This is a genomic window from Microbacterium testaceum, from assembly GCF_001476285.1.
Lineage (GTDB): Bacteria > Actinomycetota > Actinomycetes > Actinomycetales > Microbacteriaceae > Microbacterium > Microbacterium testaceum_B.
Genome location: NZ_LDRU01000101.1, coordinates 39692 through 52373, shown reverse-complemented (window position 1 = coordinate 52373; position 12682 = coordinate 39692). Strand labels below are relative to the sequence as shown.

Here is a 12682-nt window from a genome sequence, read left to right as displayed (position 1 = left end):
GTGCTGCCCTGGGCGGCGTTGGCGCTGCCCGCAGCGGCGCGCGAGCCCGCGATCGCCGTCGTGGTCCTCGCCGGGATCGCCGCGCTGATCGGCTTCTCGGTGCGCGCGGGCGTCGTGGGGCAGCGCGCCGCGCGCGCCGTCAGCGAACCGCTCTGAGACACGTTCCCTCCGCGGCCGGCGCCGCATCCGAGTCCTGCCGCCGGAGGGCGAATCCGGCACCTGCCGCGCCACTGCCAGAATGAGCGCATGAACGACCTCGCGCCCCGCCGCTCGGACGCCCTCCGCCCGACGGTCGGCGCCCGAGCGTTCGATGCGCTCGACATCGCGGCGACGGCGCTGTTCGGTCTGGAGGGTGCCGCGGCCGCCGCGCACGCGGGTTTCGATCTGTTGGGCGTCGTCGTGGTGGGTCTCATCGTGGCGCTCGCGGGCGGAGTGCTCCGGGACGTCCTCCTCGGCGACCTTCCGCCCGCCGCGCTGCGTACTCCCAGTCGCATCGTCGCGGGCCTGACCGGTGCGCTGGTCGCGTTCGTGTTCATCGAGGTCGTCGACGCGTTCCCGGTTCTGCCCCTGCAGATCCTGGATGCCATCGGCCTCGCCCTCTTCGCCGTCACCGGGGCGCAGAAGGCCTCGGCATCCGGAGCGAACCTCTGGGTCGTGACGATCCTCGGAACCCTCGCGGCGACCGGTGGAGGCGTCATCCGCGACGTGCTGCTGGCGAGGACCCCGTACGTTCTGTCGGAGAGCATCTACGGCACCGCCGCCGCCGCGGGCGCCGTCGTCACCGGCATCCTGCTCAGGGCGACCCGACGTCCCCGGCTCTCGCTGGCGATCGGCTTCGCGGTGGCTCTCGCGCTCCGGCTGGGCGCGGTCATCTGGGGCTGGTCCCTCCCGAGGATCACGTGACGTCGGTTCGCCCCCTTTCCGGACGGCCCTCGCTCGGTGCCCGAGCGTTCGCGACTCTCGACCTCCTCGCGACGGCCGTGCGCGGCGTCGAGGGGGCCGCTCTCGCCGCGCACGCGGGTTTCGACCTTCTCGGCGTGCTCGTCGTCGGTTTCGTGACCGCGGTGGTCGGTGGCATCCTGCGCGACGTGCTCCTGGGAGATCTTCCGCCGGCCGCCCTTCGATCGTCGAGCCGCATCGTCGTCGCTCTCGGCGCGTCCGTCGCCACCTTCGTGCTTCTGGCGCTTGTCGACGAAGTCCCGTCGACGGTGATCCTCACCCTCGACGGCGTCGGCCTCGCCCTGTTCGCCGTGATCGGGGCGCAGAAGGCCTCGGCTCACGGGGCGAGCCTCTGGGTGGTCGTAGCGGTCGGAGTGGTCGCGGCGACCGGCGGCGGGGTCGTGCGTGACGTGCTCCTCGGGCACACGCCCGTGCTTCTCACCCAGAGCGTGTACGGCGTCGCCGCCGCGCTCGGGGCCCTGGCCACCGGCATCCTGCTCCTCGCGACGCGCCGCGCGCACCTGTCGATCGCGGTCGGGTTCGTCCTCGCGTTCGGCCTCCGCGAGGCCGTCCTGCTGATCGGCTGACGTCCGCCGCCCGCGGGTCTACGCTGACCGCATGCGCTTCGCTCACCTCGGGGCCGAGCCCCGCATCCATCCCGACGCGGTGGTCGCGCCCACGGCCGTCATCAGCGGTGACGTCACGATCGGCGCCGGATGCCAGGTGCTCCACGGCGCTGTTCTCACGTCCGAGGGCAGTCCCATCGTGCTGGGCGAGAACGTCATCGTGATGGAGAACGCCCTCGTGCGGGCCAGTTCGACCCATCCCGTGCACGTGGGGGCGCACTCCCTGGTCGGCCCGATGGCGAGCGTCGCCGGCGCCGATGTGGGCGAGGAGGTGTTCCTCGCGACGGGGACGCGCGTGTTCAACGGTGCGGAGATCGGCGACCGCAGCGAGGTGCGCATCAACGCGGTGGTCCACCTGCGCACCGTCCTCCCCGCCGAGACGGTGGTGCCGATCGGATGGGTCGCCGTTGGTGATCCGCTCCAGATCCTGTCGCCGGACCGGCACGACGAGATCTGGGCGGCGCAGAAAGAGCTCGACTTCCCCGGCTACGTCTTCGGCCTCGACCGCGAGACCCCCGACCTGATGGTGCAACTGACCGAGCGGTACGGCCGCAGCCTCGCGCGCCACCTCGGCGACCGTCGCCTCGACTGAGGCCGACCTGCCCGGGTGTGCCGTCGTGCGGAGTTGGCGGGCGACACGCCGGTTCGGTGGTGGTCGTGGCGGTGTGTCGGGGCCGATCTCCGCGTGACGGTACGGGGACCCCGGGGTGTGCCGTCCCGCGGAGTTCAGGGGCGACACGCCGGTGCGAGAATGGTCGTGGCGGTGTGTCGGGGCCGACCTCCGCCTGACGGCACGATGCCCACCCCGCACAGCGGCGCGCCGACCCCCACGAGGGGAGCCGGCGCGCCGAGGATCGAGCGGATGCCGCTCAGCCGGTGTTCTGCAGACCCGCCGCCACACCGCTCACCGACAGCAGCAGGAGGCGCTGGTGCTCGGCATCCGGGGTCTCGGACTCGGTCGAGGCGTCGCGGAGCGCGCGCAGCGCGCGCAACTGCAGCAGAGACAGGGCGTCGACGTAGGGGCTGCGCATCTTCACCGCGCGCTGCAGCACGGGCTTGTTGCCGAGCAGACCACCGCCGGTGATGCGCTCGACCCACGAGCGGGTGAGGAGCATCTCGTCCATCACGAGCTGCGCCAGGTCGTCGCGGTCGCCGAGCGCGAGGTAGCGGCGGGCGATGCGCTCGTCGGCCTTCGCGAGGCTCATCGCGACGTTGTCGATCATCGTGCGGAACAGCGGCCACTGCTCGTACGCGTCGCGCAGGCGCTGCTGGTCGCCCACGGCGTCGAGCGCGGTGCCCAGGCCGAACCACCCGGCGAGGTTGATGCGGGCCTGCGTCCACGAGAAGACCCACGGGATCGCGCGAAGGTCCTCGAGCGACTCGACCGACAGGCCCCGACGCGCGGGGCGGGAGCCGAGCGCGAGGTGACCCAGCTCTTCCATCGGGGTGACCGTGGCGAACCACGGCGCGAAGCCCGGCGCCTTCACGAGCGCGAAGAAGCGCTCCCGCGAGGCGACGTCCATGGTCTTCGCGACATCGGCGAATGCCTCGGCGGCCCCGCGGTTGCGGCGCTCGATCGAGGGAGAGGATGCCGTGAGCACGGCCGCCGCGACCTGGTCGATGTGGCGCATCGCGATGTCGGGGTCGCCGTAGCGGGCGAAGATGACCTCGCCCTGCTCGGTGAGCTTGAAGCGGCCGTCGACCGAGTGCGGCGGCTGCGCGAGGATCGCCGAGTTGGCGGGTCCACCGCCGCGACCGAGCGCGCCACCGCGGCCGTGGAAGAGCGTGAGCTCGATGCCCTCGGCCTCGGCCCACGTCGAGATCTTCGCCTGCGCCTCGTACAGGGCGAGGTTCGCGGCGACCGGCCCGACGTCCTTCGACGAGTCGGAGTAGCCCAGCATGACCTCGAGGCGTCGGCCGGTGGCATCCAGTCGGCTGACGAAGGAGGGGTGCGTGACGATCTCGGCGAGGATGCCGGGCGCCGCCTGCAGGTCGGCGAACGTCTCGAACAGCGGGATGACGTCGAGCACGGGCAGTGCCTCGCCCGGGCCCATCGCGTAGGAGGCCAGCTCGTGGACGTTCGCGAGGTCTTCGGCCGACTGCGTGAACGACACGATGTAGCGACCGGCCGCGCGGGGGCCGAAGCGCTCCTGCACGTAGGCGATCGAGCGGAAGACCTCGAGCACCTCGTCGGTCTGCTCGCTGCGCTCGCCGCCCGCGCGCAGTTCGTCGAGCACCTTGCGGTGAACGGCGGAGTGCTGGCGCACCTCGAGCTCGGTCAGGTGGAAGCCGTACGTCTCGACCTGCCAGACCAGACGCTGAAGCGCCCCGTACGCCTGACGTGCGGCGCCCGCGGCGACGAGCGAGTCCTGCACGACGCGCAGGTCGGCGAGGAGGTGCTCGGGGTCACGGTACGCGAGGTCGGCGTTGCGCGTGCGGGTCGCGGCGATCTTGCGCGCCAGGAGCAGCATGATGCGCCGGTGCGGTTCGTCCGGCGACCGCTCGGCGATCTCCTTCGCCGCGTCCTCGTCGGCGGCGCGCAGGCGGTGCCACAGGGCGACCAGCGCGTCGCTGGGCGGCGTGGTCTCGGCATCCAGGGTCAGACCGCGCCCCACGCGCTGCGTCGTGCGCTCGAGGCCGAGGAGCACGTGCTCGCTCGCGATCGCGGCAGCTTTGCGGGTGACGGATGCCGTGACGAACGGGTTGCCGTCACGGTCGCCGCCGACCCACGATCCGACGCGCACGAACGGCTTCACGATCGGCGCGCGCGATCCGGCGTTCTCGCCCTGCAGGATGTCGTCGATGCGGCGGTACACGCGCGGGACCGCGGTGTAGAGGGTCTCGTCGAACACCGACATGACCGAGCGGACCTCATCGACCGGTGACGGTTTCTCGCGGCGCAGGGGAGCGGTGCGCCAGAGCGTGTCGATCTCTTCGAGCATGCGCCGCTCGGCACGGCGGCTCTCGGTGCCGCCCTCGGCGGCGGCGTCGTGCTCGGACAGCAGCTCCGAGAGGCGACGGATGCTGGTCGAGATCGCGCGGCGGCGGGCCTCGGTGGGGTGCGCCGTGAAGACCGGGTGGAAGCGCAGGGCCTGCAGGCGAGCGAGGGCGGTGTCCGCCCCGACCTCTTCCGACAGGCGTTCGAACGCTGTCGCGATCGTGTCGGGCGTGCCCGAGCGCGAGGGACGGTCGCCGCGCTCGCGCAGGATGCGCACGCGCTGGTGCTCCTCGACGAGGTTGACGAGGTGGAAGTACGCCGTGAAGGCACGGGCCACCTCGTCGGCCCGCTCGATCGAGAAGCCGTCGGCGATCGCCGCGGCCCGCTCGAACGCCTCGGGCGTCTCGTCCGTGTAGGCCTGGATCGTCGCCGTGCGCAGCCGCTCGACGTCGTCGTACAGTCCGGGGGAGCCGCTCTCCTGAAGCACACGGCCCAAGAGCGATCCGAGCAGGCGCACGTCGGCGCGCATCTGTTCGGGCAGCTCCTGGCCGGCTTCGAAGCGGCCCACGAGGTCGATGGCCTCGGTCGGGGTCAGTTCTCGCACACGCCCCAGATTATCGGCGTCCCGTGTCGAGCAGATGACGCGCGGACACAGTGGTACACGTCCGGTTCATCGCCGCCGTGTCGAACTCCGGACTTTTCGCCGCTCGACGCACGGATGCCGCGGGTTTTTGCGGTCGCCGTCGCGTGGCATCCGAGATCTTCCGGAGTTCGGTCCGTTGTCGGTCCGCCGCATGCTCGAGCGGGGCATACTCGGGACAGCGGCGTTCTCGCCGCCGGGGAGGGAGACGCCGTGACCGACGACGCGCTGCGCCAGGCCGCCGACACCATGCGAACCGTGCGCGAGCGCTGCGCATGGACGCGGACGATCGACCACCGCGATCTCGTCCCGTATCTCGTGGAGGAGAGCGCCGAGGTCATCGACGCCGTCGAGTCGGGCACGCGCGCCGACCTGCGTGAGGAGCTCGGGGACCTGCTCTGGCAGGTGCTCTTCCACGCCGAGATCGCCGCGGGCGACCCCGACGATCCGTTCGACATCGACGACGTCGCTCGCGGGCTGACCGAGAAGATGGTGCGACGGCATCCTCACGTGTTCGCGGATGCCGTGGCCTCCACCCCCGAAGAGGTGCTCGTGCACTGGAACGCGGCGAAGGCCGCCGAGAAGAGCGACCGCACCAGCGTGCTGGACGGCGTCAGCGACCACATGCCGTCGCTCGCCCTGGCGCAGAAGATGATGGGCAAGGCGGAGCAGGTGGGCGTGTCCGCTCCGCACCACCGTCTCGCCGATCCGGCCTCCGAAGCCGAGCTGGGTGATGCCCTGCTGGCTCTGGTGCAGCTCGGGCGTGAGCGCGGGTGGGATGCCGAGCGTGCCCTGCGCGAACGTCTGCGCGCGCTGCGCGCCGACGTGCGCGCCGCCGAGTAGCCCTGATCGCCCCCGCGTGGACGAGCCTGAGCCGGGCCACCGGCGGGAGCCTGGAACAATGGACCCGTGGCATCCGTGAACCCGCCGCGCGGCATGCGCGACTTCCTCCCCGCCGACAAGGCCCGTCGCGAGCGCGTGCTCGCCGTCATCCGTGAGCGTTACCGCGCTCACGGCTTCGACGAGATCGAGACCCCCGTCATGGAGGAGTACTCGCGTTTGCACGCGGGGCTCGGCGGCGACAACGAGAAGCTGTCGTTCAGCATCCTCAAACGGGGAATGAATGCCGAGGCGATCCGCGCCGCGGCCGACGACCCCGCAGCCCTCACCGACCTCGGCCTGCGCTACGACCTGACCGTCCCGCTCGCGCGGTTCTACGCCACGAACCGCGCTCAGCTGCCGACGGTGTTCCGCGCGATCCAGATGGCGCCCGTCTGGCGGGCCGAGCGGCCGCAGAAGGGGCGCTACCGCCAGTTCATGCAGTGCGACATCGACATCATCGGCGACGCTTCGGCACGCGCCGAAGCCGAGCTGATGACCGCGAGCCTCGACGTGCTCGACGCCCTGGGACTCGAGGGCGGGTCGATCCGCGTGAACGACCGCCGCGTGCTCGACGCGATGCTCGACGTGTTCGGCTTCGTCGTCGAGGAGCGTCCGGGCGTGCTCATCACGATCGACAAGCTCGACAAGATCGGGCCGTCCGGCGTCGTCGCCGAGCTGCGCGATCGAGGTGCGACCACGGGCGCCGTCGATGCTCTCGCGGCCTACCTCGACCGCCCTTCGAGCGCCCCGTCATTCGACGAGGCCGGCATCCGCGCGGCCCTGCCGACGGGCATCCCGGACGAGGTCATCGCGCACCTCGTCGCCCTCGGCGAGACGGTTGCTGCCGCCCGGGGCGCCGACGCCCCTCTCGTGTTCGACCCCTTCCTCGTTCGCGGCATGGGCTACTACACCGGCACGATCTTCGAGCTCGCCCACCCGAGCGTCGACTACTCGCTCGGCGGCGGCGGTCGCTATGACGGCATGATCGGGCGCTTCCTCGGTCAGGACGTCCCGGCGGTCGGGTTCTCGATCGGCTTCGAGCGCATCGTCGATCTGCTTCAGGATGCCGCGGACACCGGCGAGCGATCCGTCGTCCTCGTGCACGACCGAGACGTGCCGCTCTCCACCCTGCTCGCGCTCAAGACGGCGCTGATCGCCCAGGGCGTGCGCGTGCGCGTCGAGCAGCGGGCGAAGAACATGAAGGCGCTGCTCGAGCGCTCCGCCGCCGACGGGTATGCGTCGTTCGCGAGCGTCGGGGTGGACACCACGGCCGAGTCTCTGGAGCTTCGCCCGCTGAACTGAGAGCACGCGCGGACGGGGCTAAGCGACCGCGCTGATCAACGCCTCCGTCGGGTTCTCGGCCGCGAGGCGTTCCAGACGCGCCGCCGTATCGGCATCCCGGGGTGAGAACCAGACCACCCGAGAGCCGAGGCCGTCGTCGATCCACAGGCTCGACATCTCGAGGTTCAGCTCGCCGACACGCGCGTGCACGAGGTGCTTGACGGCATTGCGCTCGCCGCCCACGTCGCCCAGACGCCAGAGCTCGGCGAACCGCGGTGACTCCTCTTCGAGCTCGGCGACGAAGCGCTGCCAGGACGGCTCCTCGTGGTGCCGTCCGTACGCTGCGCGCAGGCGCGCGGCGATCCGCCGTTGGGCGTGGTCGAGGTCGACGTGCGCGCGTTGCCACACGGAGTCGGTGAACAGCAACACGGCGCAATTGCGTCGCTCCGCGGGCATCTCGTCGAGGTCGTCGAACAGGTAGCGGTACGAGCGGTTGTACGCGCGGATGTCGAAGCGCGCGGTCTGGACTGCCGCGGGGTAGGGGAGCAGCTTCTCGAGCAGGTCGAGGTGCGTCGCTCCCACGCACAGGCGCGCCCCTCGGTCGGGTACAGGGAGATCGGCGAGGGCGAACAGGTGGTCGCGCTCGTCGTCGCTCAGGCGGAGTGCGCGCGCGATGGCTGCGACGACCTGGCTGGATGCCGCGATCGGCCGGCCCTGCTCGAGCCAGGTGTACCAGGTGAGCCCGACACCGGCGAGCTGGGCGACCTCTTCACGGCGGAGCCCTGCGACACGGCGCCGCGTGCCCTCGGGCAGCCCCACGTCTGCGGGGCGAAGACGCGCGCGCCTACTGCGCAGGAACCCCGCGAACTCGGCGCGGGCGTCATCGGATCGGGTCACGGCATCCTCCTTCTCCGGTGATCATAGGGCGGTCCGCCGGCGCCGAATCGCCGCAGGGGAGTGGTGCCAGTACCAGGATGAGTGCACTCCTGGTACCAGGATGCCGCGGTCTCCATGCTGGCACCATGACCACTTCCGCACACCCCGCCACCGGCACGGCTCCCGTGCCGATCCGTCCGGGAGCCTTCGCCGACGTTCCCACCTGGCGCTACCTCGGGTTCCTCCTCGGGCCGGGCGTGGGAACGTTCGCCTTCAACGCGGTCACCGTGATCCTGCCGACGCTGCGCGAGCGCTTCGGGGCGGGCGACGTCGCTCTCGAGCTCGTCATCGCGGGATACGGCATCCCTTTCGCGGTGCTCCTCATCCTCGGGGGCCGGCTCGGCGACCGATTCGGGCGCCACCGCCTGTACGTCGTCGGCATGGGACTCTTCCTCGTCTCGGCGATCGCGTGCGCCCTCGCGCCCTCGATCGAGACGCTCATCGCTGCCCGCATCGTGCAGGGTGTGGGCGCGGCCCTGTGCACACCCCAGGTGCTCGCCACGATCCAGGCCACGTCGCAAGGACCCGCCCGAACCCGCGCGATCGCCGCGTTCGGGGCGAGCGGCGGAATTGGTGCCGCCGTCGGCCAGGTCGCCGGCGGGGCGCTCGCCGCGCTCTCCTTCGGCCCGGTCGAGGGGTGGCGCGCGGTGTTCGTCGTCGTCGCGCTCATCGCCGTCGCGGCGATCGCGTTCGCGCCGCTGGCGCCGCGGTCCCGCGCACACGAGGTCGTCGCGATCGACCTGGTCGGCACCGCGGCGCTGGGACTCGGCATCCTGGCCGCCTCCCTCGCCCTGACCTTCGGTCCGGCGTGGAACTGGTCGTGGCCGGTCGGTGTCGCCCTCGTCATCGCGGCGGTGTCGCTCGTGGCGATGTGGAAGCACCAGAACGCGATCGAACGCTCCGGGCGGGTGCCGCTCCTGCCGCCGAGTGTCCTGCGCCTCCGGCCCCTGCAGCTCGGCCTGATCGCGGCCGGCCTCTTCTTCGCCGGGTACTCCGCTCTGCTCTACGTCTTCCCGCGCGCGGTCGAGACGGGCGGACTGACTTCCCTCCAGGCCGGCCTGGCGCTGCTGCCGTTCGCGGTCGTCTTCGCGGGCGTCTCGCTGGCCGTCGCGCGTATCCAGAGCCGACTCGGCGACTCCACGCTGATCCTCGGCGTCTCGCTGCAGATCGTCGCCCTGGTGGCGATGGCCGTGACCCTCGCGCTCGCGTGGGGCAGTGAGATCGGGCTGTGGCTGCAGCCCGCGCTCCTCGTGCTCGGCGCTGGTCAAGCGCTCATCTTCTCGCCCCTCACGCAGCTCGTGGTGCGCGAGGTCCCCGTCGAGGCCGCCGGGCTGTCGGGCGGAATGTTCAGCACCGCCCAGCAACTGGCCCTGTCGTTCGGCGTCATCGTGATCGGGGGTGTCATCACCCTGACCGGGGTCGCCGGCAGGGCTGAGCTGCTCGCGGGCCTCGCCCTCGACATCGCGCTCGCCGTGGCGGTCCTCGCCCTGGCGGTCGCCCTCCGTGCGCGGAGCCGCCGCGCGGAGGTGTGAGCCGTCCGGATGCCGGGAGCCCGTCGGTCACGGTGGGGCATCCGGCGGCCGGCCGCCGCAGCACGGCGGTGCGAGCCCCGCGGATGCCGGGAGCCCGTTCGTCACGGCGCCGCCGCACGGGCCCGAGCCCCGCGGCTGCCGGGAGTCCACCGTCGCCCTCCCGTCACGGCGCGGCCACCCGCCGTTCACCGCAGGCCGGTGTCATCGGAGGATGCGCACGCGTCGACCGGTGACCCTGGCCGCGGCCTCCGTCGTGGCGCTCGCCGGGGCGGGTGCCGTCGGTCTGCGGACGCTCCTCATCCGCCAGGCGGCGGTCGCCCGACGCCGCATCGGCAAACCGCTCGGTGAGCAGGCTCTCGATGCCGATCGCGTGTGGCGCCGGAAGAAGCACCCCGGCGAGCCGGTCGAGCTGTTGCTGCTCGGCGACTCGATCGCCGCGGGTCTCGGAGCCGCCCACCGGCGCGACACGCTCGGTGCGCGCCTCGCGAAGGGGATCGCGCGGCAGGCGGGTCGGCCGGTGCGGCTGCGCACGGCGGCGGTGGTGGGGTCGGAGACGTCCGCCCTCTCCGCCCAGGTCGCGTCGCTCCCCGCTGAGTACGTGCCGGACGCGGCGGTCATCGTTGTCGGCGGCAACGACGTCACCCACCGCATCCCCGCGGCACGCTCGGCAGATCAGCTGGCCGACATCGTCCGCGAGCTGCGGGAGCGCGGCGTGCCCGTGATCGTCGGTACGTGCCCCGACCTGGGGACGCTGCGAGCGATCCCGCAACCCCTGCGTGCGCTCGCCGCGCGCTCGTCGAGACAGTTGGCGTCGGCGCAGGCGGCGGCGGTCCACGGCGCCGGAGGGCGCGTCGTCGCGCTCGCGCAGGCCGTGGGGCCGATGTTCGCCGAGCGTCCCGACGAGATGTTCAGCATCGACCGCTTCCACCCCAGCGCCCTCGGCTACCGCCGCACGGCCGACGCGTTGCTCCCCGCCGTGCTCGCCGCGCTCGCCGAACCGGCGCGCCCCGGGCGAAACTCCTGATCGTCCCGCGCTCGCGCCGTTCCGACCCCCGATTTCACGCGGCGAGGCGTCGCATGAGCTCGCGAAACTCAGGAGTTTCGCACGGCCCCGGGTCGGTCCGCTCCTCGGCCGATCCATAGGTCGCGGCCCTACTTTTTCCCCACGCCTCCCATCGATGTCTTCCTCACCACCTGGCGCGCCGATCCGATCACGCTCGGCGTGCTCTTCGTGGCATCCGTCGCCTATCTCCTCGGCGTCCGTCGCGTGCGTCGCGGGGGCGAGCCGTGGCCGGTCCGCCGCACGATCGGCTTCTTCGCGCTCGGGCTGCTTCCCTACGCGGTCATCGAGCTCGGCTTCCTGGGCGTGTACTCCTCGGAGCTGCGCTGGGCGTTCTCGACGCGCATCGCCCTGCTGATCTTCGCCGTGCCCGCGGGAATCGCCGCCGGTCGTCCCCTCGACCTCGTCCCTTCCGCCCTCCGCGAGCGTGTTCTCGCCTCCCGCGTCACCCGCATCTTCGGCAACGCGATGGTCGCCACCGTCGTCATCGCGGCGGTGTTCTGCCTCTTCCTCACGCCGGTGGCCGGCATCCTGCGCGTGAATCCCGTGGTCGAGGCCTCGCTCGGCATCGTCGTGCCGCTCGTCGGGCTCGCGATGGTGCTGCCGATGATGGCCCTGGGCGCTGTGCACACGGGCACCTTCATCGCGATCGAGTTCCTTCTCGCGTTCGTCGAGCTGCTGATCGACTCGGTTCCGGGCTTGCTCATGCGGCTCAACGACAACGTGCTCGACCTGATCCCGGATGCCACGCGTGCGGTGTCGTGGTGGCCCTCGACGCTGCACGACCAGCACCTCGCCGGAGACTGGATCTGGTTCATCGCCGAGTTCGCCGACGTCCCGATCCTCGTGATCCTCATGATCCGGTGGATGCGCAGCGACCGCGTCGAGGCGAAGAGCTTCGACGACCTCTCCGACGAGGAGTACGACGAGATGACCCGCGCTCACCTGCGCGGGGAGCGTTGACCCGCCGCCGGCGCGCCGACAGGCTGGGGGAGTGCCCACTCACGACGACGTCGACGCGTTCCTGACCGACACCCTGGTCGGTGACGACCCCGTTCTGGATGCCGTGCTCCAGACGCAGCACGACGGTGGCCTCCCATCGATCGAGGTCGCGCCCGTCAACGCCAAGTTCCTTCACCTCCTGACCCGCATCGCGGGCGCGCGTCGGGTCCTCGAGGTCGGCACGCTGGGCGGCTACTCGAGCATCTGGTTCGCCCGGGCGGTCGGAGCGGGAGGACGCGTGATCACGATCGAGGCCGAGCCCGCCAACGCGGAGATCGCGCGCGCGAACCTCGATCGCGCCGGGGTCTCCGACCGGGTCGAGGTCCGCGTCGGTCGCGGGGCCGACGTCCTCCCCACCTTGGAGGGCGAGGAGCCCTTCGACCTCGTCTTCATCGACGCCGACAAGGAGTCGAACACCGTCTACCTCGACTGGGCGGCGCGTCTCGGGCGCCCCGGCACGGTCGTCGTGCTCGACAACGTCGTGCGCGGTGGAGAGGCGGCCGACGCCGCCACCACCGATCCCAAGGTGCGTGGCGCCCGCGCCGGCCTGGTGATGCTGGGGCAGGATCCCCGATTCGACGCCACGGCGTTGCAGACCCTCGACCGCAAGGGCTGGGACGGCGTGGCCGTGGCGATCGTGGTGGATCCCGTGGCAGGGTCCGGAGCCTGAGGGGGTCCCCGAGCGCGGTGAGGTCCCTGTGCTCGAGAGGTCCCTGAGCGCGCACAGGTCCCTGAGCCTGTCGGAGGGACCGGAACCCGCGTGCACCGGCGGCTGCGACGAGCTCAGCCACCTCGCGCTCGCGGGCCGGCCCAACCCGACCCAACGCCCGCCGAACGACATCACTA

The 12682-nt window shown here is 71.9% G+C and carries 11 protein-coding genes; 9 read left to right on the top strand and 2 right to left on the bottom strand.

Features of this window, described 5'->3' with window-relative positions; all coding sequences use genetic code 11:
• Positions 1 to 246: 246 nt before the first annotated feature.
• From NS283_RS16000 to NS283_RS15990, 3 genes are read left to right on the top strand one after another with little or no spacing between them, the layout of a single operon-like run.
• Positions 247 to 903: a trimeric intracellular cation channel family protein gene (locus NS283_RS16000; protein ID WP_058597845.1), complete on the top strand. Its 657-nt coding sequence runs from the start codon at positions 247 to 249 to the stop codon at positions 901 to 903.
• Positions 900 to 1526, top strand: a complete 627-nt coding sequence (locus tag NS283_RS15995) for a trimeric intracellular cation channel family protein (RefSeq protein ID WP_241492273.1) — start codon at positions 900 to 902, stop codon at positions 1524 to 1526. Before NS283_RS16000 ends, NS283_RS15995 begins: the two co-directional genes overlap by 4 nt.
• 31 nt (positions 1527 to 1557) lie before the next feature.
• Complete coding sequence (locus tag NS283_RS15990; RefSeq protein WP_058597844.1) at positions 1558 to 2157, top strand: gamma carbonic anhydrase family protein; 600 nt, start codon at positions 1558 to 1560, stop codon at positions 2155 to 2157.
• 277 nt (positions 2158 to 2434) lie between these two features.
• Here the strand turns inward: NS283_RS15990 and NS283_RS15985 are convergent, their stop codons facing one another.
• Positions 2435 to 5107: a phosphoenolpyruvate carboxylase gene (locus NS283_RS15985; RefSeq protein WP_058597843.1), complete on the bottom strand. Its 2673-nt coding sequence runs from the start codon at positions 5105 to 5107 to the stop codon at positions 2435 to 2437.
• A 285-nt stretch (positions 5108 to 5392) separates the two neighbouring features.
• Here NS283_RS15985 and NS283_RS15980 point away from each other — a divergent pair, with 285 nt between their 5' ends.
• Both NS283_RS15980 and hisS read left to right on the top strand, forming a co-directional pair.
• Positions 5393 to 5986: a MazG family protein gene (locus NS283_RS15980; protein ID WP_241492274.1), complete on the top strand. Its 594-nt coding sequence runs from the start codon at positions 5393 to 5395 to the stop codon at positions 5984 to 5986.
• 93 nt (positions 5987 to 6079) lie between these two features.
• Entirely contained in the window at positions 6080 to 7327 is a 1248-nt protein-coding gene (gene hisS / locus NS283_RS15975) for a histidine--tRNA ligase (protein ID WP_058597851.1), read from the top strand.
• A gap of 18 nt (positions 7328 to 7345) precedes the next feature.
• Here hisS and NS283_RS15970 read toward each other — a convergent pair whose 3' ends face one another.
• Complete coding sequence (locus NS283_RS15970; protein WP_058597841.1) at positions 7346 to 8203, bottom strand: helix-turn-helix transcriptional regulator; 858 nt, start codon at positions 8201 to 8203, stop codon at positions 7346 to 7348.
• 125 nt (positions 8204 to 8328) lie between these two features.
• On the opposite strand from NS283_RS15970, the gene NS283_RS15965 reads away from it, so the two are divergent.
• The 4 genes from NS283_RS15965 to NS283_RS15950 all read left to right on the top strand — a co-directional run bounded on the left by NS283_RS15965 (position 8329) and on the right by NS283_RS15950 (position 12506).
• Positions 8329 to 9774 carry an MFS transporter gene (locus tag NS283_RS15965; protein WP_058597840.1) on the top strand — a complete coding sequence of 482 codons (1446 nt, stop codon included), beginning with the start codon at positions 8329 to 8331 and terminating at the stop codon, positions 9772 to 9774.
• A gap of 211 nt (positions 9775 to 9985) precedes the next feature.
• On the top strand, positions 9986 to 10798 hold the full coding sequence (locus NS283_RS15960) for an SGNH/GDSL hydrolase family protein (protein ID WP_058597839.1): 813 nt from the start codon (positions 9986 to 9988) through the stop codon (positions 10796 to 10798).
• A 207-nt stretch (positions 10799 to 11005) separates the two neighbouring features.
• The gene (locus NS283_RS15955) at positions 11006 to 11797 is read left to right on the top strand and encodes a cytochrome c oxidase assembly protein (protein ID WP_241492272.1); all 792 of its coding nucleotides are present in this window, start codon (positions 11006 to 11008) and stop codon (positions 11795 to 11797) included.
• Between the two features lie 31 nt (positions 11798 to 11828).
• Entirely contained in the window at positions 11829 to 12506 is a 678-nt protein-coding gene (locus tag NS283_RS15950) for an O-methyltransferase (protein ID WP_058597837.1), read from the top strand.
• Positions 12507 to 12682 lie beyond the last annotated feature (176 nt).

Coding starts and splice junctions, on each gene's coding strand:
- NS283_RS15960 (WP_058597839.1), top strand. CDS start 9,986: ATGCGCACGCGTCGACCGGTGACCCTGGCCGCGGCCTCCGTCGTGGCG.
- NS283_RS15965 (WP_058597840.1), top strand. CDS start 8,329: ATGACCACTTCCGCACACCCCGCCACCGGCACGGCTCCCGTGCCGATC.
- NS283_RS15980 (WP_241492274.1), top strand. CDS start 5,393: ATGCGAACCGTGCGCGAGCGCTGCGCATGGACGCGGACGATCGACCAC.
- NS283_RS16000 (WP_058597845.1), top strand. CDS start 247: ATGAACGACCTCGCGCCCCGCCGCTCGGACGCCCTCCGCCCGACGGTC.
- hisS (WP_058597851.1), top strand. CDS start 6,080: ATGCGCGACTTCCTCCCCGCCGACAAGGCCCGTCGCGAGCGCGTGCTC.
- NS283_RS15990 (WP_058597844.1), top strand. CDS start 1,558: ATGCGCTTCGCTCACCTCGGGGCCGAGCCCCGCATCCATCCCGACGCG.